Below are 24,668 nucleotides of genomic sequence, written 5' to 3'. Positions count from 1 at the left end.
CCAACACCGCACAAAGCGGAACGGCCGACGGAGTGGTCATCAGTACAACGTCGCACCTACGAGGAGCGTGCCCATGTCGTCGAACGCGGTCGCCGAGACCGTCGCCTCCCTGATGCCGAGGGCGAGGGCCGAACTCGCCGAACTGGTGGCCTTCCGGTCGGTGGCCGACTTCGAGCAGTTCCCGAGGAGCGGGAGCGAGGCCGCAGCGGAGTGGATAGCCGGCGCGCTGCGCGCCGAGGGCTTCAAGGACGTGGCCCTCCTCGACACCCCGGACGGCACCCAGTCGGTCTACGGCTTCCTGCCCGGCCCCGAGGGCGCGAAGACGGTCCTGCTCTACGCCCACTACGACGTGCAGCCCCCGCTGGACGAGGCCGGCTGGACCACTCCGCCGTTCGAGCTGACCGAGCGCGACGGCCGCTGGTACGGACGCGGGAGCGCCGACTGCAAGGGCGGCGTCATCATGCACCTGCTGGCGCTGCGCGCGCTGAAGGCGAACGGCGGCGTGCCGGTGCACGTCAAGGTGATCGTCGAGGGCTCGGAGGAGCAGGGCACCGGCGGGCTGGAGCGGTACGCCGAGCAGCACCCGGACCTGCTGACGGCCGACACCGTCGTCATCGGCGACGCGGGCAACTTCCGGGCCGGACTGCCGACGGTCACCACGACCCTGCGCGGCATGACCCTGGTGCGCGTCGCGGTCGACACCCTCGAAGGCAACCTGCACTCCGGTCAGTTCGGCGGCGCGGCCCCCGACGCGCTGGCGGCGCTGATCCGCACGCTGGACTCGCTGCGCGCCGAGGACGGTTCGACGACGGTCGACGGGCTGGCCGGTGACGGCGCGTGGGAAGGGCTCCAGTACGCGCAGGAGCAGTTCCGCGCGGACGCCAAGGTGCTCGACGGCGTGGAGCTGATCGGCTCCGGCACGGTCGCCGACCGCATCTGGGCGCGTCCGGCCGTCACGGTGCTCGGCATCGACTGCCCGCCGGTGGTGGGCGCCACCCCCTCGGTGCAGGCGAGCGCGCGGGCGCTGGTGAGCCTCAGGGTGCCGCCGGGCACGGACGCCGCCGAGGCCGCCGGGCTGCTCGCGGCCCACCTGGAGGCGCACACGCCGTGGGGCGCGCGGGTGACCGTGGAACAGGTGGGCCAGGGCCAGCCGTTCCGCGCCGACGCGACCAGCCCGGCGTACCAGGCCATGGCGGAGGCGATGGCGGTGGCCTACCCGGGTCAGGAGATGCAGTACGCCGGCCAGGGCGGCTCCATCCCGCTGTGCAACACCCTCGCCGCCCTCTACCCGGACGCGGAGATCCTCCTCATCGGCCTGAGCGAGCCGCAGGCCCGCATCCACGCCGTCGACGAGAGCGTGTCCCCCGAGGAACTGGAGCGGCTGTCGGTGGCGGAGGCGCTGTTCCTGCGGAACTACGCGGGCAACTGACAGCTGCCGGGGAGGTCACCCGACCGGCACCCCCGCCTCCAGGTACAGCGCGGCGCCCCGCTCCCGGGCCCGAAGGGCCCACCGCAGCCGCTCGTAGCGCACCGGGGGCAGCAGATCCGCCGCCTCCTCCTCGCTGACGAAGCGCCAGCCGCGCAGCTCGGGTCCGGGCAGCAGCAGCCGCCCGGCGTCCGCGGAGGTGAGGCGTCCACCGTCGAAGAGCAGCCGCAGACCGCCGTATCCGGGCGGCCGCGGCGGCTCCCAGTCGACGACCAGCAGGGACGGTACGTCGTCGAGGCGGACGCCGGTCTCCTCGGCGACCTCGCGGACGCCCGCGCGGGCGGGGGCCTCGCCGGATTCGACGACACCGCCCGGGAACTCCCAGCCCGCCTTGTAGGTGGGGTCGACCAGCAGCACCCGGTCGTGTTCGTCGAAGAGCAGGACACCGGCGGCGATCGTCTCGGCGGTGGGTTCCGGGGTCTGCACGATGTCGCAGACGGGCGCGGTGCCGGTACCGACCGCGTCGGCTATGCGGGCGGCGGTCTCCAGCGGGGTGAGGCCGCCGTTGTCGACCGGGTGGGCGTCGGCCATCAGCCAGCCGCCGAGCGCGGCCCGGTACGGCTCCATCCGGTCGTACGACCACTGCCGCACCCGCATCTCGCCGTCGGGCAGGTCCGGGGGGACCTCGCGATGGGCTATTCGTTCCCGCAGTATCGTTTCGGCCGGTGTGAGCAGTATGTGCCGTACGGCGATCCGACGGGCGGCGAGGCCGCCGAAGATCTCGTCCCGGTACTCCTGGCGCAGCAGGGTCATGGGGACCACCAGCGTCCCGCCGAGCTCGGCGAGCATCGCGGCCGCCGTGTCGACGACGAGACGCCGCCAGATCGGGAGGTCCTGGTAGTCGCCGACCTCGGCGAGGCGTTTGGGCGGGAGCAGGTGCGCGAGCGCTCCGCCGATGACCTCCGGGTCGAAGAGCGTGCTGTTCGGGATCAGGTCGATCAGTTCCCGTGCGGTGGTCGTCTTCCCCGCACCGAACGCGCCGTTGATCCAGACGACGGTCACAGGTCCCCCTCTTCTGTTGGCCCCCTGTGGCTTGCCCGCTCCACCCTGCCACGGAAACCAGCCCCAGTTGAGGAGCTGCGAAAACGGCGCCGGGGGGCCGGGGGGGGGGGGGGGGGGCCGGGGGGGGGGGGGGGGGGGGGGGGGGCGGGGGGGGGGGGGGGGGCCGCGGGGGGGGGGGGCGCCCCCCGGGGCCGGTCCGGTGGGCTCCGGCCGCCGGGGGAAGGGAAGCTCGGTCACGCTCACTGCTCGTCTCCTTCTGCGGCGACGCCCTCGGCAGCCGTGCCGCCCGAGGCCAGGGGGGCGGCGTCCCCATCCGGTCCGGACTTGTCGTCCCGGTCCTGACTCGTCGTACGTGTCAGGCGGTAGCGGTGTGCGGCCGGGCACGCGACGACGCGGTCCCCGGTCCGGCGGGCCAGGCCGACGTCACGCAGGACGCGTACGGCGTCGTCGGACAGCCGGGCCGCGCCGTCCTCGGACTGGTACGCCCTGGCCCACCGCGGGAAACGCCGCAGCAGGTCCTCTCCGGCCTCGGCGAGCTGCTCGGGCAGCAGCCCCGCGGGCGCGGCGCACAGCGGCTCCAGGAGGAGCAGCGCGGCGACCCGGGCGGTGGACGTGTCGTCGGGGAAGCGGACGTCGGTGGCCAGCCCGTCCGGGTCCACGAGCAGGAAGCCCTCGGCCCGTTCCTCCAGCAGGAAACCGGCCTGCTCGACCGAGCGGCGCAGGATCTGGCGTCCGGTCAGGGACGTGACGTACGCCCATTCGTCGTCGGTCAGGTCCGCCCGGTACAGCACGGGGTCGTCGAAGAGGCGGCGCAGCACCGAGTGGCGCAGCCTCAGGTTGCGTTGCGCGTCCGTGGCGGCCCGCTCGCCGTGCTCCTCGTCCGCACTGCCGTCGGCGACCGCGCCACCATAACGGCGCTCGCGCACCAGAGCGGTGAGGAGTTCCCCGAACCGCGCGGGCACCTCGTCCGGGGGCACGGCGAGCCGGGAGGCGCCGACGGGTGCGGCGGGCAGCCGCATCAGCAGCGTGGTGTCCACCCGGTAGAGGACCTTCGCCTCCACGGACTCGACGTACGCCTCGGTGGTTCCGTCGACGGCGCGCAGCACGTCGTACGACTCCAGCAGTTTCAGGACGTCGACGAACGCCATCCGCTCCGGCTTGTGCACCGGGTCGAACGCGGCCAGCGCCCGGTCGGCCGACGTGGCCTGCACGACACGGTCGGCGAGCATGCCGATGGTCGTCATCGGCATGGACAGCAGTTCGGCGGCGGTCACGCACAGCAGCACGTAACGCCGGCGGTCGAACGGGGCCCGGCCGGAGCGTGCCCTGCGGGCGGGGCGGGAAGCGTCCGGGTCGGCGCGGACCTTGGTGAGGCGGGCGTAACCTCGGCGCGGTTCCACCACCAGGCTCCAGCCGCAGGTGTAGTCGAACCACTGGGCCAGCGGCTCGCGACGGCGGCGTACCAGTTCGAAGCCGGCCGGGTCGGTGGCCTCGGTCAGCAGGGGCCGGGCCAGCAGGAGGCGGATGGCACGGGAGACCTGCTCCCGTTCCGCGGCGGCGAGCTGGTTGGCGAGGGTGCTCATCCGGCTGCCTCCCGCCGCGCGGCGCCCGGCCGTGGGAGGGGGCTCACCGCGCCGGCCGCTGCGATGAGGACGACGTAGTCCGGTCCGGCGAGTGTGCCCTTCGCCGTGCGCAGTACGGCGGTGCGCCCGTCGGGGGGTGGGAACAGCGCGATCTCCACCCGGCCGTCCCCCGTCGTGGCGCGGCGTGAGCCGGTCGTGTCCGGCCGGGCGGCCAGGGCCCGGCCCACCAGGTCGAGCAGCCGCCCGAAGACGGCGGGATCCAGGGTGCCGAAGGAGGACAGGCGCACGGGGCCGTCCGTCTGCAACGCCTGCCAGGCGCGCGCGAGTTCCGCCCGCTCCGCGCGGGCCCGTTCCGCGCGCTCGGCCCTGACCGCCGTGACGTCCCGCACCCTGGCCGTGCGGGTGAAGCGCTCCGTCCGTCCCCTGGTCCGCAGCAGCGCCGACACCTCCACGGGCGGGGCCTGGGACCAGGAACGGGACGACGGGATCAACTCGGGGTCGGGGTGCGCGAGGTGGGCGTGGCGCGCCGGGCCGAGTCCGAAGGCCGCCGACCACAGCCGGTGCAGGTCCTCCTCCGCGGGGGCCGCGGCGAACCAGCGGGCCAGCTCCCGGAAGTCCTGTACGGCGCTGGAGGAACGGCGCCGTGACTCGTTGATCCGCTCCAGGACCTGCAGGAGCGAGACGATGGCACGCCGGGCGATGTCGTGCAACTGTTCGATCCGAGGGCGTGCCCCGTCGTCCGGCAGGAACCAGGCCCGCAGGCCCGCCCAGCGCGCCCGCCTGCTCTCCAGCCAGCCGGCCGCGGGGTCCTCGCCGGCGACCGGGGGCAGTTCGGCCCCGCGCAGGGCCCGCTCGCGCAGCACGGCGGTGCCCCGCTCCTCCACCCGGACCACGGCCGCGGCGACCGCCTGTCCGCGCCGGTCGAGGTTGACCAGGAACTCCTGGAGGTAAGCGACGGTGGCGGCCTTGACCTCGCGGAACACCTCCAGGTCCGCGCCCTCGGCGCGCAGGAGGCGCTGCAGTTCGCCGTTGAACGCCTTGGTGTTCTCCACCAGGGCTTCCAGATGCGCCTCCAGCTCGCGCAGCGTGCTGAAGATCCGCCGGTCGGCGGAGGCGGGTTCGCCGGACAGCAGGCACAGCTCGTCCAGCCGGTCGGCGATGGCCTCCAGTACGGCGGTCTGCAGCGCCCCCGTGGAAGCCAGCACCTCGAGCGCGTGCCGCACTCCGGCGAGGGCCGCCTCACCCAGGCGGGTCAGCGAGTACTGGAGGTTGCGCCGCTCGTACTCCTCGGCCGTGCGGTAGTTCTCCGCGTGGTTGTGCACGACGTCGAGGAGCTCCCACTTCACCAGCCGGGCGAGCGCGTCGTGCAGTTCCCCGTCGTCGACGTCCGCCACCCAGCCCACCAGGCGCAGCCGCTCGCGCACCGCGTCGGCCGCCAAGGCGGTTTCGAGGTGCTCGCCGGCCACGCCGAAGGCGTCCAGCACCGCCCCGTACAGGTCGGCCTTCTCCCCCGTCGTGAACCGGAACATCTCCGGTGGCACCCTGCGCACGCCTGTCGTCCCTCCCCAGCCGCCCTGCGGCATCGGCGATCTCCACCGTAGAGGGCGGCACCGACATCATGGGCCGTGTCCGGGAAGAGGGGCGTGCGCCCCTCCTTGCGGGACAAGCCGTCTTGGACGACTGCCTGTACCAGCGAGTTCTGTTTTTCCACGCCAAGAACCCGTCAAGGCTCCCCCGCCCGATCAGCGGAAACGCTGGGGTGAGGCCCCGTGGTCCTAGCGCACAGTAAGCCCGGCCGCAGGACGAAACCGGCAGCCGGGCTCCTTGTACACGGCGGCGCGGCTACACCTTCCTGGCCTTAAGCAGTGATCTGCACGCGCCGAACAGTGATAGGCATATGCCCGCCGCCGTCAGCGCGATGTGGAGTCCACCGTCGGTGTAGGGCAACGATGCGCCCATCACCCCTGCGATAAGCAGGAAGAGAACCGCACTCGCCATTTCACGTTCACGCACTCACTTACACCCCTGACTTTTCTTGCCGCACTGCCCCGGGATTAGTCCGGGTTATCCGATGGGCCAATTCAACTTCACGCACCGCTTGTAGTCGTACGCCCGCTCGGCATGCCAGGCGATAGTAGCGGCGTTCGCAGCCACCCACTTGACAACAATGTTGCCAGCCCCGAGCACAGCGAGTCCGCCGATCACGACACCTGGCACCTCGGCTCTGGGTTTCATTCTCTTTGTCTCTTTTTTGTTGAAGTAGATGGCCCGGACTCAAGCGGTCGTCGCAACACCGGGGTCCTGAGTCGATAGTAGATGTTCGTCGAGGGCTTCGGCGGGTGTCTTCCAGCCGAGGGTTTTGCGGGGTCTGGTGTCGAGGGCGTGAGCGACGGCCTGAAGCTCATCGGGATCCCGTCGCGACAGGTCGGTTCCCTTGGGGAAGTACTGCCGGAGCAGGCCGTCGGTGTTTCTCGTTCGCGCCCCGCTGCCAGGGACTGTGCGGGTCGGCGAAGTAGACCTGCGGCCCTGTGTCGATACGGAGTTGGGCGTGCTGGGCCGGCTCCTTGCCGCGGTCCCAGGTCAGCGAGCGGCGCAACTGCTCGGGCAGCGTGGTGATCGTGGTGGCGATCGCGTCCCTGACGGCCTCGGCGCCCAGGCCGGCCAGCGCCGGTCCGTTCTTCGTCGTGCCCCGGGGCCGCGCGGTCCTCGGCCTCGGCGGGCCGCCGGCTGATCACCACCTCAGGTGTGATGTGTCCACTCGCCCGCTGCCGGGCACGGGCCCGGGGAACCCGCAGCGCCCGCCCGGTGCGCAGGCAGGCGACCAGTTCGCGCTTGAGCGCCCCGCGCCCCTGGATGTAGAGGGCCTGGCAGATCACCTCGTGCGAGATGCGCATGGACTCATCATCGGGGAAGTCGGCTCTGAGCCGGTTCGCGATCTGCTCGGGACTCCACGACAGCGCTCACCGGCGATCCCGACGCCGGGGCTTGTTGCGCCCCTTCCACGGCGATGCCTGCGGCCCCGTGACCGTTGTCCCGTCCGGACGGCAGACCTCACCGGCGAGCCGCTCCTGCACGTACTCACACAGCCGCTCGTTGGCCACCAGCTTCGGCGTCTTCGGACGCCGCGCCATCAGCTCCGCCTTCCACTGCGCGGTCGAAGCCCGGTAACCGAGCTGTCCGCCACGCGTGACGACGTTGCGCCGCAGTTCCCGTGAGACGGTCGACGAGTCTCTGCCCAGCCGGCGTGCGATCTCACGTACGCCCTCGCCCTGGGCGTTGAGCAGTACGATCTCCTCGCGTTCGGTGAAGGACAGGTACCGGCCCGAGAGCGGGCTGAGCTGGATCGACGGCATGCCGCCACGCTCACGGAACCACCGCGAGCCCACCACCGGGGATACGCCGCATGAGACCGCCGCGTCCTCGCTGCCCATCCCCTCAGTGATCTTCGCCCAGAAAACCCGTTCCGCATCTCGACGGATCGGAGGCCGGCCCGGCGACCGCATCACCGGACGCCCCGTCAACCTCGCTGTCCAACCTGGTGGTCTTCCCACGCGACACCTCCGTGATCAAGGTGTTGCGACGACCGCTTGAATCCACCCAGCACGCAGTAGTCACTGGAGAGCCCGCTGCACCGAAAGGGTGCACGTCAGGTTCGGGCCGGGGGCCACTGGAAAAGGGACCGCACAGCGGAAACCTCGCCAGTGGCCCACCGGTACCCCCGCACGGCCGGGTGCGGGCCGGGGCTTCTGCCTCACCCTCCTCCTCGACACGGCAACCGGCACCCTGCGTATCGCGGTCACCGACGCCTGCGGCGATCAACTGCCCATGGTCGCCGACGGGTCCGGAGCGCACAACGAGGAGCCGGGTCGCGGGCTGCTCCTCGCCACGGCCCTGGCCACCGCAGGGGGCACGGAACCGCACCCACCTTCCGGCAAGACCGTCCGGGTGACGGTCGGCCTGCGCGATCGCCGATAGGAGGCGGGATCCGGCCAATCAGACGGCCGGCACCGGCGAACAGCGTCCGAATGCTTTGAACGGCGGCGCCGGGTCGGCTTACGCTCCGACGGCGGATCATGCCGCACCCCGGTCACGCACATCACCCGCTCGCCCACTCCGCCAGTCGACAGGAGCGCGTCCCTTGCCCTTCCCGCCCGGTGACATGGTCGCCGCCTTCGGTAGGCACCTGCACTTCAAGAGCCTGGAACAAACTCTGCTCGATCGGCATCCCGACGTGGCCGAGCGGGTCGTCTTCGACGACACGAACCGGCTCATGCATCTGAAGGTGACGCTGTCAGCCGGGCGCTCGGTCGCCCTGGCGCAGGTGCACATGGGGTACAGCACGGTCTGGTGTGTGATGCCTCCAGGGCTGGACGGCGAGCCGTCCGTGTGGCCGCTGGACACACCCGACGGGGTGCTCGTCGACGCCCTGCACGCCGTCGCCTCGGCGCGGATCACCGGTGAGGCGGTCACCTCGCCGTGGCGCTGGGACGAGAGCGAGCCGTCCGACATGACCGAGCTGGCCGACCTCCTGGATGCCAGGGGTCTGCGGGTACGGCGGGTGGTGGCGGGAAACCGCTGGTCCGCCATCGGCCCCCGGCACGCACGGGAGCTCGACATCGCGGGCCGGGACGACGGCTGCTTCGTCGAGATGGAGTTCCCGGACGCGTTCGTGCGTGTCTCACTCAAGTCGGCCCTCGGCTGGCTGGCCGACGTGTACGTCCCTGAGGTCGAGGCCTGGGGCCGTGTCGACCTGGGCTGGCACCTGCGGGGCAGAACGCTGCCGGCGCCGGGGGTGCCTCGTACTGATGCCTCCGTGGCGGAGATCGCTGACATGCTGGGCAAGGGCCTGAAGGCCTGGGACCTCGAGGTGAGCGTCGGGGCGGCCGAGACAGCCGCACCGGACTGGTTGGAGGGTCTCGACGTCGGTCTCGACGAACTCGACGAGGAGTCCTCACCAGTGGACGGACCTCGCTCGCTGGGCCCTCGTGAGCTGACGGACGCGGTTTTCGACCAGCTGACGTCCTACGGCTTCGGTGACGTCGAAGAAGGTGATGCGGAAACCCCGATACGGTCGGGCACGTTCCACATCGAATGGCACAACCGGGCCAAGAACCTGTCAACCTCGGAGGTGCAGCGGCTGAACGGCCTGGCCGCCGCGGCCGGTGAGCACGTGCCCAAGCGGCTCATCGTGCTCACGACTGCCGGTATCAGCCGCCCGGCGGCGGACTTCGCCGACACGGCCAAGGCGTTCGTCTTCTTCGTCGACCGGACGACTGGCCGACTCATGGGCTTGAACTCACGGGCCCGCGAGGCCGGGTGGCCCGACACCGACCCGGCCCGGTAGGACCAGGAACCCTGGTGGACCGCGCGGCCTCCTGACACGCCCGCACCAGTCGGCGGAACAGGTTCTCCGCCCACTGTGGAACCGCGACCGGCACGCCCGTGATCGCCACAGCCACGTCCGGTCACGGTTCACGTGCCGGTACTGTCACCCGCCCAGCGCCACGCATTCCCGGAGCACCGGTTCCAGGCGCAGCTGGGTGTCCTCACGGTCGAACACTTGGAGGGCGTCGAGGTAGTTGACAATCCACCGCGCCTCGTCCTCGTCATCGATCTTGAGCGCGACAGCGGTCACCGCACCCTCGATGTCGAAGAGGCCGTCCTTGAACTCGTCGTCGAGGGACCGGTACCCGGCGGCCAGCAGCGGCTCCGCGTACACGCCGGTCGCCTCGGCGAATGCGCGGGCCTCGGCCCGGTCCGCGCGGAGGCCGGCCAGGCGGCGCAACACCTCGTCGGGGTCGCCCAGTTTCTGGTGCAGGCGGTGGGCCCGGTCCACCAGGAGCGGCCAGCCCCCGGTCAGTTCGTGGAGACGGTCCAGGCGGTCCTCCGTGTGGAACATCTCCACGCGCTGGGCCCAGCCACGCAGGCTGCGGTGGTCATGCCGGCGCAGCACCACCGGGGCGGCCGAGGTGGGTTCGGTTCCCGTCAGCAGGGAGCGCCACAGGGCGAGCTGAGCGGGGTCGGTGACGAGGACGACCGCGCGGGTGACCCCCGGGGTGGCGGGCAGCAGCGTCTCGGCCAGGTCGACGGCTTCGCGGCAGGTCTCGGGCCGGACCGGGTCCCGGTAGTTGACGAAGTCGCTGATGACGACCCGCCGTTCGCGGGGGCGACCGCCGGTGAGTTCCTGCTTGTAGACGCTGGGTTTGCCCACGGGCGGCAGCGTCCAGCCGTCGATCGGTCCGGCGATCATGCGCAGGGTCCGGGCGACGTCGGTGACTCCGGTGGCGGTGGTGCCGAGGACGACCCGGGTCCGGTTGGAGCGCTCGCCCAGGAGGTCGTCGAGCTGGATGTTGGTCAGCGGAGCAGGCCGGCCGTCGGGCAGCTCGGGGCGGCCCTCCTGCACGATGCTCTCCTGGAGTTCGCAGTCCTGTTCGGCCCTGAGCAGACGTGCCTCCACCTCGTGGGAGGTACCGATCATGCGCAGGGCGTTGGGACCGCGCAGATGCCAGCCCAGGCCGTCGTGGTTGGGCGCGAGGATGCCGAGACCGACCATCTCGGAGAGGTAGGCGCGAAAACCCTCGGTGTCGAGCTGTTCGAAGCCCTTGCGCCAGTACGTCTCGCACTCCTCGCGGAGCTCGGTGTCGCTCAGCCGCACCTCCAGGCCGTGATGGCGGGCGTGGTACGCCAGCACGTTGGCGATCACGTCGTAGCGGTGGTCGAGGCTCAGCGTGTCCTTGAAGGCCGCCGAGATGCCGTCCCGGAGCGCGGCGTCCGACTCCACGATCTCGATGTCGGCCACCTCCACCTCGTAAGGGGGTTCCCCGGCGCCGCGCCGCGTCCGCTTGCGGTGCATCAGCTCGACCAGCCGGTGCCCGAACATCTGCAGCAGGAACGGCTGGTACGAGCAGTAACCGAGTACACGGTTGACGAGATCCAGGTCCTTGAACTCGAACCCGAGCGCCCGCATCGGCTCGACCAGCAGTTCCGCAGCCGACTGGGGAGCCAGCGGGCCGATCACCTTCGGGGTCTGGGCGAGGTGGCCGAACGGCCCGTTGCTCGCGAGCTTGGAGAAGCGCTGGACGGAGTGCAGTCCTGCGAAGACGACCTTCGCCGCGTCCTTGGTGTCGGACCCGAGGCCCTTGAGCCTCTTGGTCTGGTCGAACCGCGGGGCGTCGGCCTCGAAGAACTGGTCGCACTCGTCGAGCAGGATCAGCAGTCGGCGTCGGGAGTCCCCGTCCAGCCAGGTCCGGATGCCGGCGCGCACCCGCTCGGAGATCTCCTGCCTTTTCCCGCGCCCCTGTGGCCGGTCTTCGAGCACCTGTGCCACGGTCAGCTCCCTCAGCAGGACGCTCCACAGCGCCTCCGGCCCGCGCGAGCTGCCCTTGCCGATGTTCTCCTGGTCGAGGTTGACGTACACCGTCTGGTGGTAGCCGGGGCGCTGCTCCGTGAACCGTTCCCCGGCGTCGGCGAGCAGTGCCGACTTGCCCAGGCCCCGGCCGCCGTAGATGACCTGGGTGCCGCGCGGGTCGAGGATGCTCTTGCGTTCCGCGTCGCGGCCGTAGAACATCTCGCCGCCGATCCGGCCGCGCTTCTCCCTGATGTACGGGTTGACGCCGGAGAAGGGCAGCAGGGTCTGCGTGGCGGCGCTGACCTGGCGGTTGCCGCGGGCCGCGAGATAGGCGAGGGCGGCGTCGTCCACCACCAGCAGCGGCTGCAACCGGTCGGAGCCGGCTGCGAGTTCGACTCGGGCCTCACGGCTCAGCGTGCCGAAGTAGACCACGAGAAGGCTCGCTCCGCTGGTGTCGCGCTCCGCCCAGCTCATGACGACCTTGGCGGGCGGTCTGCCCCAGACCATCATCACCCGCAGGTTGCCGCCCTGCTCCGTGATCTGCGAGCCGAACGCGGGTGCCTTCGCCCTGCCGTTGACCTCCACGCCGGTCGCTTCGAAAAGACGGTACTCCCGCCGGTGCTGTGACCGGTCGTCGAGCGGCCTGGCGCTCTTGGCGTCGTAGCCGAGGAGCTTGAGGAGGGGCGGCACCTGCCGCGTCGGAGCCACCTGGAGCCTGTCCTTCCGTTCGGTGGCCGCAAGCGCACGCCACTCGTCGAGGGCGTCGGCCGCCAGCGCCGCCTCGTCGGTGGAGAGGCCGCCGTAGTCCAGGACGGGGACCATCGGATGCTTGCCGCCTGACCGGACCAGCTCGACGAGGTCGTGGTCGATGCCTCCGGGCAGGCCGTCGGGCACGGCCGGGAAGAACTCGGTCAGATGGGATTCGCCGCCCTCGATCTCCGGGACGGGTTCGCCGATCTCCAGGAAGTAGACGAGATCGGCGGCGGTGGCCAGGTCGTTCGTCTCCAGGCGCCGCAGAACCTGGGCCCGCTCCTCCACGGAGGGGTCAAGGGCGTCGAGCCGGGCCCGGATCCGGTCCGCCGCCTGCTTCCGGAAGGCCGGCAGGCCACTCCGCACCTTGTCGAGCGCCCGCCGCACGTCCAGCAGGTCGTGCCGGCCGGTGCCTTCGAGGCGGTCACGGGCGTCGGCAAGCAACTCCTGAAGGCCCAGGTCCTGGTCCTCGGTCACGGCGCCGTCGGCCTGAGCGCGGTGCAGTTCCGCGACGAGGTCGCTGTGTGCCTTCCGCAGCTGCGCACGCCGAGCGGTCTCCCTGTCGTCGATCGCGGCTTCCGCGGGCGGGACGAACTCCCCGGCCCCGGAGGCAGGCAGCAACCCTCGTCCGGCGAGGTCGACGATGTCGCGGGCCGCGGTGAAGGCGTCGTGCGAGAGCCGCTCGTCGAGGGCGTCCTGCCAGCTCCGGTCGACCGCGATCAGCAGCTCACCCAGCGACGGTTGCCCGTCGTGTGTGTCCTGCACCTTCAACAACTCCGCGTCGAGCGCGAGTTCCGGGTCGACCGGGCCGCCGTGACGCGCGGTCACGCTGTCACCGGCCAGCAGAGCGAACAGCTCCTCCATCGAGGCGTGGGCCGCCCAGGCCATCGCGCCCGAGAGGGTGTTCGGACGCCGCGCCAGCCGCTCCAGTTCACCCAGCGCTGCTTCCCTGCCGTCCAGCAGGGACTGACGCAGGGAGGATATCTCCCTGACCGCACGGCTGCCGTCGGAACGATCGCCGCGACGGGTGCCGTCGACCGCCAGGCACCACTCCTTGACCAGGCTGACGGCCCGCTCCACGAGGTGCACCAGGTCCTGCCGCCCGGAGCCCTGGAGCGGTTTGCCGCTGGACGAACGGTACTTGCGGTCCATGCGGTCGATTTCGCTGTTGACCTCGGCCAGTTTCGACAGCCGGTCGGCCTGCTCCCGCACTCGCTGCAGCGCGTCGCGGTCGTCGCCGACGACGGTCGTGAGCAGCGATCCGAGCATCCCGTCGCCGGGGGCGAGCCAGCGCTTGGCGATCTCCGTGGCCCGTGCGAACCGCAGCCGCTGCGGCGTGAGCAGGTCACGGCTCTGCTCGCGCAGCTCCCGCAGCCGGGTCTCCGTCTCGGAGACGTCGGCGACCAGCGGCGAGGCGATCAGCAGGGCGCCGCTGAGGGCACGGTCGGCGACGGCGGTCGCCGCCTCTCCGAGCCGGTCCGGGAGCCGGGGCACCAACGCCTTGAGCTGAGCACCCGCAGCATGGTCGCCGGTGATCAGCGCGGTACGCAGCAGGGCGGGCAGGAGGAGGAGTTCGCTGCCCTCGGTGTCCTGGCCCGCGTATCCGCCGTACTCCTGGAGCAGGTCCGCTGTCAGCCGGACACTCTGGCTGTCCCCGGAGGTGAGCAGCGCGGCGGCACCGGCCAGGCGGAGCGCCGCCACCTGGGGCTCGACATGGCCGGCGGCCCTCGCCACATGGTGGGCGAGTCCGAAGCGCCGCTCCACGACCAGCCGCGCCAGGACCTTCTCGACCGCGGCCTCATCGGTGGCTCCGTCCGCCACCGGGGCCGCTTCCCGGACGGGCGTGTCCTCGACGGGAAGGACTGTGCGAGCGGCGGGTGCCTGGGCAGGCGCGTCGGCGGACGTGTGGGGCGCCGGGTCGCTGTCGGCGGCCGGCGCGGCGTCTGCGTCTGCGTCTGGGGCGTGGACCGGCTCGGCGGTCGTCGTGGCTTCCGGCTCGGCGGTGGACTGGGGCGCGTTCGCCTCGGTCGGTGCGGCCGACTGCACGGTTCCGTGTTCCGCGGTCGTCTCGGCGTCGGCGGGCTGGGCGGTGCCATGCGCCTCGGCGGCCCCGACGGAGTGCGGGTCACCGTCCACCGGCTGGTCCAGCGTCAGCTCGGGAGCGATCAGCACTGCCATGGCGCACGTGGGCAGGACCCGTACGACCTGCGCCTGCAGTGCCAGGATCTCCGTCGCGGCGTCCGCCTGCCGCCCCAGCCTGATGAGGCGGGCCAGAGCGGCGAGCGCGGCGCTCTCCTCGCGTTGCGGCTCCTCCCACACCGGCACGTCCAGCAAGCGGCGGGCCGCGCCGCGCACGGCCTCGGCGGCAGCGACGGCAGCGGCGGAGCTGTCCGGGCGGCAGGCGACATTCAGCAGCTCCCGCAGCGGCTCGCGGGCCTGGAGGTCACGCTCCCGCGCTGTCCGGTGCGCGCGTGCGGCGCGCGTCATGTCCGCCAGGCGACGCGGCACCCCCTCGATCCCGGCGGCCCGGAAGACCGCTTCCACGTCATCGAAGGCAGTGCTCAGCGCGGCGAGCGAAGCCATGTCCTCGTCGCGCGGAGGGCGGCCGTCCATGACCACGTCGGTGACCTTCTTCGCGGCCTGGCGGGCCTCTGCGAGGGCGGACTCCAGCTGCCGACAGGTCTCCTCCGGAGTCGTTCCCTCCTTGCTCGTGGCGCCCTCGGACGCCGCAACGGTCTCCTCGTGCGAGGCGCTGGGGTCCGCTGCCGCGGTCTCCGGTGCGGAGGCACTGGTGCCTGGCCGGTCGGCGAGGGCAGCGCGCTCGGGTTTCCCGTCCTTCGCGAGCGCCGGCTCGTCGTCTTCCGCCGCTTGGGAGGCGAAGTCGGGGTACGCCTCCACGAGGGACCGCGCAGCGGCAGCTACGGCGGCGAGCCGAGCCGACTCCTCGTCACCGGCCGTCACCCCGAGCCAGTCCTGGTCCGCCGCCCAGGCAAGGACATGGGCGTCGGTGACGGTGGCGTTGCACCACGCGAACACGGTGGCCCGGACCAGCGTGGCGCCCCACCGGGCAACAGGGTCGGGGACCGTCTCACCGTCTCGCGCCAGGACGAATTCCCCGATCTGGTTCATCACGGTGACCGTGAGTCCCCTGACCCCGCATGTGCACGCGTGCTGTCGCGACTCGCGCCGCAGTCTGGCGAGCACATCCCGGCACAGGGTACTGCTCACCCGTCGAGGGGCCGACATGCGGATGCCCAGACTGGTGAGCAACTCCTGGCGGTGTTTGGGCCGCAGGGAGTTGAAAGCGAGCTCCACCATGTCCGCAGTGAGGTCGTTCAGGGCGGCGACGGCCGGGGATTCCAAGGCGTTGAGCGCGGCGGCGAGGCCTTCGAGGTCCTCGGCCGAGACGCTCGGCGGGGACCATGGCGGCCCTGTGACGACGCGGTAGCGGTCACGCATGTACACGCACTCCGTTTCTGTGGGCGACGGATAGAGGAGAGGGCGGCCGAAGCCATGGACGCGCGAAAGCGGTGAAGGATCAGCCGCCACGCGTGTGCTCGGTCACGAACGTGTAGCCGTACGGCAGTTCCCAGCCGTCCGCCTTGCCGAGCCTGCGGCAGTGCTCCCGAAAAGCCGCGCGCTGAACGTCGCTGGGCGAACACCCCGGCCGCAGGCGGCGCAGATGACCTGGGACGAACTGCGCGCCGCGCAGTCCCTCACCGCCCGGTTCGCCACCGCCCCACGGACGTATCACCCGCGGCCTGGCGGGGCGGTAGCCGATCAGGGGGATGATCCGCTGTCCGTCACGCGGCGGGAAGTGCGGCTGCCCCCAGGCGTCCCTGCTACCGAGGGCCGGCTCCAGAAGACGTTCCGCGAGCAGTTCCGCGACGGCCGCGTCGAGGGCGGCGGCCTGCGACCGGGCCGGAAGACGCCCATAGACCGCGCTCGGCAGGACCGTTCGATCCATCAGGGCATGGCCGTCCAGGGTCAGCAGACCGCAACGGCGCACGGTGCGCATCACCAGCTGCCGGGGACCGAGCCCGACCGGGCTGTCACCATGGCGGCTACTGCCCGGCACGTCCTCCCTGGTGAGCACGCGAGGGTCGTAACAGTGCCCCGTCCCACGGTCACCGACCTGCACGCACTCCTTCAGTCGCGTCGTGGCGAGGCGGATCACCGTGTCGCTACGACGCCGGCGCAGCTCCAGCATCAGGCCGGGGAAAAAGTCACCGGGCCAGACGATTCCCGTCAACCGACCCGAGTCGTTCCCGAATTCGACCGTGACGTCCTGAACCGCCTCCTTCTCGTCCAACGTTTTACCGGCGTGGTCGAGTTCGAGGCGCAGCGTGGGGTGCGCGCTGTGCGACTCGAAAAGCTCTTCCGCGACGAACGGATGCAGGGGGAACCAGCCGTCGATGAGATGGGCCAGCCGCAGGGGCGCCCGCCAGACGATCTCCTGCGCGTCGCTCCGCAGGAGTTCACCGGTGCCGAGGAGGTCGTCGTCGGCGAGGGGCAGATCTACCGGTTCCAGCTCCTCCTCCGCCTCCGGCTCCGGCTCCGGCGGTGCGGGCAGCGTGGAGGCCCAGCCGCGTCCGGCCGGGACCAGGGGGTTTCCGGGGGCCTCCGCGTCACCGGGATGATGGGACCGCCACACCCCTCCCCCCTCGAACGCGTCGTCGAGGGTGATCCGGGAGCCGTTCCCGAACAGACCCTGGTCGCTGTCCCCCTGGACCACGTCGGCGAGCGCCAGGTTCACCCGGCACACCGCAGCTGCGTACCCCGCTCCCCTGAGCCGTTCCGCCGCCCCGGGGAAGCCGCGCAGCCGTGGTCCGACCGCTGTGTACACAGTGACCGGAGCGACGATGCCGTATCGCCGCCTCACCGGGGTGGCCGCGCGCTCCACCTCGGCCACGAGAGACCTGACATCGTCACCTCCCAGCGGACCGGTGTCCCGCCAGCAATCCGCGAGGGAGGCACGGGTCATGGCGTAGTGACCCCAGGTGCGCAACGCGGCACTGGAGCCGAGGACACCCCGCACCGTGTCGAGGAGACCGAGCAGTCCCGCCCGCAGGTCCTCGTCGTGCGTGCTGCCCACCAGGGCGGCGAGGGACACGGGGACGAAGGGGCTGAGCAGCTGCTGCCGTGCCGTTGTCAGAAGGTGGTCCGCGTAGGCCGTCAGATCGTCGTGCCGGGCTGCTTCCGAGGACGGGTAGCACACGTCGACGACGACATGCCCGTCCTCATTGATCCAGCGCCCGCGCGTGCGCAAGCGATGAAGCTGGGCCGGTGACAGGCCCAGGGCCGGACCGAAGGCGTGAAGGTCCGGGACCAACAGCTCCCTGCGCCGTGGCGCGGCGTCCGCACCCGTCCTCCCGGGGCCCTCGGCGCCCACGGGCGCCCCCGACACCCAGGCCGGCACGTCCCCGAGCGCGCCCACCTCCGGGTGCGCGCCCTCTCGGTAGACGATCTCGGCGTAGAGCGGCTCCGACCCGGTGGCGACACACACCATGGCACCGACCGGGAGCGCGGGAGCGCACTCGCCGGAGGTGAGCACGGGAAAGTCGTCGAGGCACAGCGGGCTTCCGCCATAGCCGTCGCCGCCGAGGTCATATCCGAAGTACACGGCGTTGAAGGCAACGGTGGTGTGCACCGGCGCCGGACGGGCCGCGACAACCGCCTCGAGGTAGCTCCGCAGCCGACTGCGTTCCTCGTCGGGGACGGCGGCGTAGCCCTCCGTCATGGCAGAGGTCAGAAGAGCCCGGTCACCGTACGGATCCGGCACCCCCGTCCGCTCACGTTCTCCGACCCCTTTTGCTGATACGTGCGGGTCCCCACCCATGACACCTCCGCCGCACTACAGGTCGCCCCGGCCCACCTGCGGTGATTCCCGCAGAGTATGCCCGTCCTTGGGTTTCCTGTAGCGCTTTCATCACTTTGCGACGGCTCACGACGATCGAATCCGCCACCGCGTTCAAGAAGACCGTAAAACCGCAGCGTTAGCGATGTCAACAGAACATGCGAAGCGATACCTCGTTGACGCCGCTAACAAGTGCGCCTCATACTGAAGACGTCGCTCGGCGTAGCGTGTACGACATGGGACCCACCGACCAGGGGGACGCGAAGATGACCACCACAGGCTTGGAAACACAGCCCAGCGCCACCACGTACGAGCTGGGCGACCTCGTGGCCCAGGCCTGGAGCGGCAGGATCCACGTCCCTCACTTCCAGCGCGACTTCCGCTGGGGCACCACAGACGTGCTCCGGCTCTTCGACAGCATCGTCAAGGGTTACCCCATCGGAAACCTGCTCCTGTGGGTCCGCAAGACGCCCGCGCGTTCCTTCAACCTCGGCCAGCTGAAGATCGACGCGCCGACCTCTCCGGACGCCCTCTGGGTGGTGGACGGGCAGCAGCGCATCACCAGCCTCGCCAACGCGCTCAGCCCCGAAGGACATCTGCACGAGCCGTTCTCCATCTACTACGACCTCAGGGAGAAGCGGTTCATCGCCCAGCCCAAGACGCGCGAGCCCCAGCACATCGCACTGCCCGTCCTTTTCGACCTGAAAAAGCTCCTCGGGTGGTTCCGCACGGAGGGTGAACTGGTCGCCGAGCTCTTCGACGAAGCCGACCGGGTGGCCACCGCACTGCGCCAGTACAAGGTGCCCGCCTATCTCGTGCGGCAGGACGACCTCGACATCCTGACCGACATTTTCGACCGGATGAACAACTACGGGAAGCGCCTCAACCGCGCGGAGATCTTCTCCGCGCTGTACGCGGGCCCGGAGGAAGGAGCCGCGGAGCGGCTGAACCTGTCGCGCATCGCCGACCGCATCGCCGCCAGGACCGGCTTCGGCACCATCGACACGGACACCGTCCTCGCCTCGATTCTCGCTCGCCGCGGACCGGACCCGTCGCGGGACATCCGTAACGAGTTCAGCTCCACCGGCCGCCGGACCGCCCCGGAGTTCGAGGGCGAGGACCAGTACGCCGCCTACGGCGAGGGCGAGGAGGCGCTGGTGCGCGCCATCGGTTTCCTGCAAGCCGAGGCGGAGGTACCGCACATCGCGCTGCTCGTCTACCGCGCGCTGCTCGTCGTCCTGACCCGCTTCTTCGCTCACTTCCCCGACCCGGAGCCCAACACCCGCCGCCTGCTGCGACGGCTCTACTGGCGGGTGGCCGTCTCCGGGCCGGCAGTCTTCAAGGGCAGTTTCACGCAGGTGTCGCGTGTCCTGTGCGCCCGTATCCGTAAGGGTGACGAGCGCGGTTCGATCATGGGGCTGATGGACGCCATGGCTGAGGCCCAGCCGTCGATCCCGACCATCGAGCGCTTCCGGACCAACGAGGCCGCCGCGAAGATCATCCTCAGCTCGTGGTGGTCCCTGCGTCCCCGCTCCCTGGTCACCGGGGTTCCCCTCGATCTCCAGAGCCTCTCGACACTGCTCGCCGATCAGAAGACCGCGGCCACGGTGGCCCATGTGATCTTCCCTCGTGGGCTCACCTCACAGCAGGTTCTGTACGCGGCGAACCGTCTGTTCCTGCCCAGCGCGGAAGACCCTGTCTCTGAGATCACGACATTGCTCGCTCACCGTCCTGACCATCTGGACGAGGAGACCTGGGACCGCGTTCTGGCCTCGCACGCCATGAGCCGACAGGCAAGCCGATCCCTCGCCGAGGGAGATCGCGAAGGTTTCCTGCAGCAGCGTCAGCAGATCATCCAGCAGTATTTGAACGACTTTCTCGGGCGCATGGCGGAGTGGGACTACGAGGACACTCCCTCGTTGGACTCACTGGACTTCGACGCCCTCGACGAACTCGACGAGTCCCAAGAGCTGTTCTAACCGGTCCGCTCACCGCGAACAGGACACCACCGCGCATGACCACGCTCCCGGAGAAGTACTACGCCGTACTCCTGCACTCCCGCCGGATCGGCACACTCTGCCAGAAGGGCGACCACACGCGCTTCGTCGTCAACGAGTCCTATGTGACCGACGCACAGCGGCCGGTACTCGGCCTCCGCTTCGAAGAGAACCTGCGCGCCCCCTACGCGTCCGCCCTGCGGCTGCCGCGCTGGTTCTCCAACCTCCTCCCCGAAGGCCCCCTGCGGGAGTGGATCGCCGACGACCGCGGCGTCTCACTCGACAGGGAGATGGAACTGCTGGCCCAAGTCGGCCACGACCTGCCCGGCGCTGTCCAGGTGCTGCCTGCCGACGGACCCGACGACGGCTGGGAGTGGCCTGACGGCGAGCAGTCGAAAGGAGAGGGAAGACGCCCCGGTGGGGCCTACGGCTTCCCGTCCTCCGACTCACCGTGGCGTTTCTCCTTGGCAGGGGTCGCCCTGAAGTTCTCCATGCTGGCGAGAGGAGACCGGCTCACCGTTCCCGCCGCCGGCGTGCACGGCGACTGGCTGGTCAAATTTCCGGACTATCGCCATCCGGACGTACCGCGCAACGAGTTCACCATCATGTCCCTGGCCCGGGCCGCAGGGCTCGACGTTCCCGACGTGCGCCTCATGCACCGTGACGAGCTCGACGGGCTGCCTGACCGCATGTGGCCGAACGACGAACAGTGGGCCTACGCCGTCCGCCGTTTCGACCGCACCCGGGACGAACACCGCGCCCCCGTCCACATCGAGGACTTCGCTCAGGTCAGGGACAAGTACCCTCAGGACAAGTACCAGTCGACGTTCGAGACGGTCGCGGCTGTCGCCTATCGCGGCCACGACAGGGAGTCCCTGCGCGAGGCCACCCGGCGGATAGCGTTCTCCATCGTGGTGGGCAACGGCGACGCCCACCTGAAGAACTGGTCCCTGATCTATCGCGACCGCCGGGTCCCGTCGCTGTCGCCGGCGTACGACCTGGTGTCCACAGCGCCCTACGCGCCCAGCGACGAACCGGAAGACCTCGGACTCAAGTTCGGCGGCGGCAAGTCCTTCGAACGAGTAAGGCTCGCCGCCTTCGACCGGCTCGAAGGCGCCCTCGACCGCCGTTTCGGGACGACCGACGCCCGACTGCGCCAGGAGGCCGTGCGGACCATCGAGCGGACCCGCGCTCACTGGCCGCGGTACGAGGAACACCTCGCGGAGAACCAGAGCCTGCGCAAGACGATCGGGGCGTGGATCAACAGCTCCGCCCAGCGTCTGCTCAGCGGCACCTGCTGAGGGGGAGGCGGTCCATGACGTCGCCGGGGACGGTGACGCCGGTGGGGCAGGCCCCGGGGCCGAGTTCGGCGTGGACGGCCAGTCCGGTGCGGGTGGCGCCGATGGCGCTGACCACGACCCCATGGCTGGTCAGGGGCCTGCCGCACCAGTTGATGCCGATCTGGGAGAACAGCCGGTGTTCTATCTTGTTCCACTTTGAAGTAGCCGGAGGAAAGTGGCACACGGCCACCTGCGGTCCGGTGTCGTGGGCGAAGCCGGCAAGTTCCTTCTTCCATGCGCGCACCCGGTAGCCGTTGGACCCTCCGGCATCAGTGGTGATCAGCAGACAGGAGGCGTGCGGGCTGCATCCGCGAGGCCGTCGGCCTCCTGGCCGCGTCGGCTCCGACGCTGGAGCAGGCCATGGACACGGCCCCCGGAAGGCTTACGTGATCCTCGACGGCACGATCCTGCCCATCGACCGCATCGCCGCCGACCGCCCGTACCACTCGGGCAAGAAAAAGCATCACGGCATGAACGTGCAGGTCCTCGCCGACCCGGCCGGACACCTGATCTGAGCCTCGGACGCACTGCCGGGAGCCACCCACGACCTGACCGCGGCCCGGACCCACGACATCCCGGCCGCTCCGACCGCCGACAACATCAAGTGCCGGGCCGACAAGGCGTGCCAGGGTGCAGACCCCGCCATCCGCGTCCCGCTCCGCGGCAGGAGCCTGCGCGGCCGGCGCCGGCGTCACAACCGGGACCATGCCAAGATCCGCAGCCTCGGCGAACGCGCCATGGCGGTCCTGAAGGGCCGGCGGCTCCTGCGCAAGCTCCGCTGCAGCACCACCCTGATCACCGCCGTCACCCGAGCCGCCGTCGCCCTCGAACTCGTCAACTGATCAAGATGGAAAACGCTCACTGATCCGAGAAAAGCGGAATGCGTGGAGCCAGCACCGCTTTCCAGAACTCTTTCAGTCCCGCACCACACGATGCCGAACGTCAGGAAAGGGGGAACCAGATCGAGAGGCGCTTGGCGATGGCCGGTACATCGATGTTGTCCTGCGCGACGTCCTCGACGAACGGGCCGGCAACGGGGACGGGCGGCGGGACAGTACTGGCGCTGACGCCGTTGAAGCGCAGGAAGACACGCATGGCGAGCCAGGCGGTGCGCTCGTTGCCGTCGATCAGCGCGTGATTGCGGGCGACGGAGTGCAGCAGCGCCGCTGCCTTCTCGTGCAGCGTGGGATACAACTCGGCTCCGAACACGTTCGTCCGGGGCCGCTCGATCGCCGACACCAGAAGACCCATGTCACGCACGCTGCGCTCGGTGCCGTTGACCGTGCGGGCGATGGCCAGGATCTCGTCGATCTGGAGGTAGCGCACGCCGGTCACTTCAGGTAGTCCAGGATCTCCGCATCGCTGTCCATCAGCTCGGCCAGGACGTCATCGACCTTCAGCTCGGCCCGGTCCTGGGCGTCACGGATGGCCTCGATGGCAAGCTCCTGCTTGCTGCGGCCCTCCCGGCGAGCCCGCTCGGTGAGCTTCGCGTCAAGGTCGCCGGGGAGTCGGAGAGTCATCGCCATACACACATGATACCGGGCCGGTATCAAAGCGGTGCGGTCGGTCCCGGCCGGCCGCTCGCACCGCTACTGCGGAGGTACAGCAGAAGCTCGGTTTCGAGCGTCGTCCGAACGTCAGGAGTCTCCGAACGACCCTTTGAAGGCGTTGTTCATGCAGGCACCGCGCCTCACGAATCCGCAGGTCAGCGAACTGACAAAGGTCGATCCGTCCGCTCAAACCGCTGCGCGGGGGAAACAGGTCCAACAACCGACCCGGACAACAAAAACGCAGGTCAGGACGTCTTGCCCGCAGGCTCCAGAATCGCCACGCACTCCACATGATGCGTCATCGGAAAGATGTCGGCCTGAGCGAGCCACGGAAAATACCAGGTCAGGGCCACTTCTCTTACTCCCCGCACAGCGTGAGTGCACCCAGAGCGTCAAACGAGCGTCACGGTCGATACTCCATCCCGCCCACTCGGGCCAGACGAGGCTGGCACGACCAGTTGCCCCCGCAGGCTCCATTCCGCGAACTCCAGAGGCCAACTGGATCCTCATACCCCGCGCCACGACTCCGACCTCAGAGTGGAAGCGTCCCCTCCAGCCTTCACCACCCCGACAGGAGTAGCTCCAAGCCCGCCCGGACAGCCAGAGCCTCATCGCGGTCCTGCGGGTCGTCGTCCGCCCAATTGTCGGCGTACAAGCGAACGTGCACCACGCAAAGATAATTAGCATTATTTTTTCATATCACCTTCACGTGATCTTACTGTGCAACCTTTCAATGAAAGCGCAATCGTACAGGAATATCGAAACGGTTAAATCGGTGGGGCATGACACTCGTCAACCTGCCGCTTTGCACATTCATTCGTGAGGGTTACGCGACTAGTCTATTTCAGGCGTTCTTCTACCGATTCATGGTGTGACGTCCGTTCAAGGTGGGACCCGGGCGTTTCGGCCGTCCGGTGCAGGAACGCTTCTTCAGAGAGCAACGGCGCATACCTGTCGTGAGGCAGGTAATGCAAACGCGTCGGCAGCACGTGGCCGGAAAGCATCGCCAGTCTCTTCCCGAGAATCTCCTTTATGCGCTGTTCTTTCGATGGTGTCCGCGGCCACCGCAATCTCAGCGCAAGAAGACCGGCCGGGCCGTTTCCGGGCACATCCATACGAAGGAAATGGGGGACAGTCGTGCCCGCACCCGCTCCCGTGCGCGTCGCACTGGTCAACGGCAGCTTCGAGCAGCCGCAGGTGACCGACTACGAAATCCTTCCGGACGCCTCACAGCCGCAGGCGCCCAAATCCGTGCCCGGTTGGCGAACGACCGCGTCCGACCACAAGATCGAATTGTGGCGCAGTGGCTTCCTGCAGGTGAAGGCCGCCGAGGGCGAGCAGTTCGCGGAGCTGAACGCCAACCAGGAGTCCACGCTGTACCAGGACCTGCCCACCACCCCGGGCACCAAGCTGTACTGGCGGCTGTACCACCGCGGTCGCCTGGGGCAGGACACCATGGCGCTGGACATCGGCGCGCCGGGCAGGCTGGTGGAACAGCACCGGTTCACCGACGGCGACACCGCCTGGGGCTACTACACCGGCACCTACACCGTCCCCGCGGGCCAGACACTCACCCGCTTCGCGTTCCGCTCCGTCTCCGCGGCCGGCGGCAACCAGGCGATCGGTAACTTCCTCGACGGCGTGGTGTTCGCTACTGCTCCGTTCGTGACGCTCACCAAGTACGCCGTTCCTGAGGGGCCGCTGGAGGTGGGTGATGTGGTCACCTACCGGATCGTCGTCAAGAACGAGGGCGGT

The 24,668-nt window shown here is 70.0% G+C and carries 11 protein-coding genes and 4 pseudogenes; 6 read left to right on the top strand and 9 right to left on the bottom strand.

Annotation, left to right across the window (positions count from 1 at the left end; translation table 11 throughout):
* Positions 1 to 73 precede the first annotated feature (73 nt).
* Positions 74 to 1,429 carry a M20/M25/M40 family metallo-hydrolase gene (locus tag ACY1JF_RS31135; RefSeq protein WP_462708626.1) on the top strand — a complete coding sequence of 452 codons (1,356 nt, stop codon included), beginning with the start codon at positions 74 to 76 and terminating at the stop codon, positions 1,427 to 1,429.
* Positions 1,430 to 1,444: 15 nt separating this feature from the next.
* Here ACY1JF_RS31135 and ACY1JF_RS31130 read toward each other — a convergent pair whose 3' ends face one another.
* The 4 genes and pseudogenes from ACY1JF_RS31130 to ACY1JF_RS31115 form a co-directional block, all read right to left on the bottom strand.
* On the bottom strand, positions 1,445 to 2,488 hold the full coding sequence (locus ACY1JF_RS31130; protein WP_462708625.1) for an NUDIX hydrolase: 1,044 nt from the start codon (positions 2,486 to 2,488) through the stop codon (positions 1,445 to 1,447).
* 239 nt (positions 2,489 to 2,727) lie between these two features.
* Entirely contained in the window at positions 2,728 to 4,071 is a 1,344-nt protein-coding gene (locus ACY1JF_RS31125; RefSeq protein WP_462708624.1) for a TIGR02678 family protein, read from the bottom strand.
* Positions 4,068 to 5,621 carry a TIGR02677 family protein gene (locus ACY1JF_RS31120; protein ID WP_462708623.1) on the bottom strand — a complete coding sequence of 518 codons (1,554 nt, stop codon included), beginning with the start codon at positions 5,619 to 5,621 and terminating at the stop codon, positions 4,068 to 4,070. The genes ACY1JF_RS31125 and ACY1JF_RS31120 overlap by 4 nt, the downstream gene beginning before the upstream one ends.
* A 724-nt stretch (positions 5,622 to 6,345) precedes the next feature.
* Positions 6,346 to 7,574, bottom strand: a pseudogene (locus tag ACY1JF_RS31115) (IS30 family transposase).
* A gap of 635 nt (positions 7,575 to 8,209) precedes the next feature.
* On the opposite strand from ACY1JF_RS31115, the gene ACY1JF_RS31110 reads away from it, so the two are divergent.
* Positions 8,210 to 9,415 carry a hypothetical protein gene (locus tag ACY1JF_RS31110; RefSeq protein ID WP_462708622.1) on the top strand — a complete coding sequence of 402 codons (1,206 nt, stop codon included), beginning with the start codon at positions 8,210 to 8,212 and terminating at the stop codon, positions 9,413 to 9,415.
* Between the two features lie 144 nt (positions 9,416 to 9,559).
* On the opposite strand, the gene ACY1JF_RS31105 is transcribed toward ACY1JF_RS31110, so the two are convergent.
* The gene (locus tag ACY1JF_RS31105) at positions 9,560 to 15,628 is read right to left on the bottom strand and encodes a hypothetical protein (RefSeq protein WP_462708621.1); all 6,069 of its coding nucleotides are present in this window, start codon (positions 15,626 to 15,628) and stop codon (positions 9,560 to 9,562) included.
* A 79-nt stretch (positions 15,629 to 15,707) separates the two neighbouring features.
* On the bottom strand, positions 15,708 to 17,909 hold the full coding sequence (locus ACY1JF_RS31100; protein ID WP_462708620.1) for a hypothetical protein: 2,202 nt from the start codon (positions 17,907 to 17,909) through the stop codon (positions 15,708 to 15,710).
* Positions 17,910 to 18,262: 353 nt separating this feature from the next.
* On the opposite strand from ACY1JF_RS31100, the gene ACY1JF_RS31095 reads away from it, so the two are divergent.
* Together ACY1JF_RS31095 and ACY1JF_RS31090 are read left to right on the top strand one after the other, a co-directional pair.
* The gene (locus tag ACY1JF_RS31095; RefSeq protein ID WP_462708619.1) at positions 18,263 to 20,005 is read left to right on the top strand and encodes a DUF262 domain-containing protein; all 1,743 of its coding nucleotides are present in this window, start codon (positions 18,263 to 18,265) and stop codon (positions 20,003 to 20,005) included.
* Positions 20,006 to 20,040: 35 nt separating this feature from the next.
* Positions 20,041 to 21,324, top strand: coding sequence for a type II toxin-antitoxin system HipA family toxin (locus ACY1JF_RS31090; protein WP_462708618.1), 1,284 nt, complete (start codon positions 20,041 to 20,043; stop codon positions 21,322 to 21,324).
* Here the strand turns inward: ACY1JF_RS31090 and ACY1JF_RS31085 are convergent.
* Positions 21,320 to 21,664: pseudogene (locus tag ACY1JF_RS31085) on the bottom strand (ISAzo13-like element transposase-related protein); the annotation flags it as partial. The gene ACY1JF_RS31090 and the pseudogene ACY1JF_RS31085 sit on opposite strands and share 5 nt — an antisense overlap.
* Before the next feature lie 5 nt (positions 21,665 to 21,669).
* Here ACY1JF_RS31085 and ACY1JF_RS31080 point away from each other — a divergent pair.
* Positions 21,670 to 22,205: pseudogene (locus ACY1JF_RS31080) on the top strand (transposase family protein); the annotation flags it as partial.
* Between the two features lie 100 nt (positions 22,206 to 22,305).
* Here ACY1JF_RS31080 and ACY1JF_RS31075 read toward each other — a convergent pair.
* Together ACY1JF_RS31075 and ACY1JF_RS31070 are read right to left on the bottom strand one after the other, a co-directional pair.
* Positions 22,306 to 22,698 carry a type II toxin-antitoxin system death-on-curing family toxin gene (locus ACY1JF_RS31075; RefSeq protein ID WP_462708617.1) on the bottom strand — a complete coding sequence of 131 codons (393 nt, stop codon included), beginning with the start codon at positions 22,696 to 22,698 and terminating at the stop codon, positions 22,306 to 22,308.
* A complete protein-coding gene (locus ACY1JF_RS31070) occupies positions 22,695 to 22,889 on the bottom strand; it encodes a ribbon-helix-helix protein, CopG family (RefSeq protein ID WP_462708616.1) in 195 nt (64 codons plus the stop codon). The genes ACY1JF_RS31075 and ACY1JF_RS31070 overlap by 4 nt, the downstream gene beginning before the upstream one ends.
* A gap of 1,221 nt (positions 22,890 to 24,110) precedes the next feature.
* On the opposite strand from ACY1JF_RS31070, the pseudogene ACY1JF_RS31065 reads away from it, so the two are divergent.
* Positions 24,111 to 24,668: pseudogene (locus ACY1JF_RS31065) on the top strand (hypothetical protein); the annotation flags it as partial.

This window comes from Streptomyces sp. SYSU D01066-1 (genome assembly GCF_054956795.1).
Note: the sequence above shows the minus strand (reverse complement) of the source record. Positions and strands in the feature narration are given on the sequence as shown.

Coding starts and splice junctions, on each gene's coding strand:
- ACY1JF_RS31135 (WP_462708626.1), top strand. CDS start 74: ATGTCGTCGAACGCGGTCGCCGAGACCGTCGCCTCCCTGATGCCGAGG.
- ACY1JF_RS31125 (WP_462708624.1), bottom strand. CDS start 4,071: ATGAGCACCCTCGCCAACCAGCTCGCCGCCGCGGAACGGGAGCAGGTC.
- ACY1JF_RS31105 (WP_462708621.1), bottom strand. CDS start 15,628: ATGCGTGACCGCTACCGCGTCGTCACAGGGCCGCCATGGTCCCCGCCG.
- ACY1JF_RS31100 (WP_462708620.1), bottom strand. CDS start 17,909: ATGACGGAGGGCTACGCCGCCGTCCCCGACGAGGAACGCAGTCGGCTG.
- ACY1JF_RS31095 (WP_462708619.1), top strand. CDS start 18,263: ATGGGACCCACCGACCAGGGGGACGCGAAGATGACCACCACAGGCTTG.
- ACY1JF_RS31090 (WP_462708618.1), top strand. CDS start 20,041: ATGACCACGCTCCCGGAGAAGTACTACGCCGTACTCCTGCACTCCCGC.
- ACY1JF_RS31070 (WP_462708616.1), bottom strand. CDS start 22,889: ATGGCGATGACTCTCCGACTCCCCGGCGACCTTGACGCGAAGCTCACC.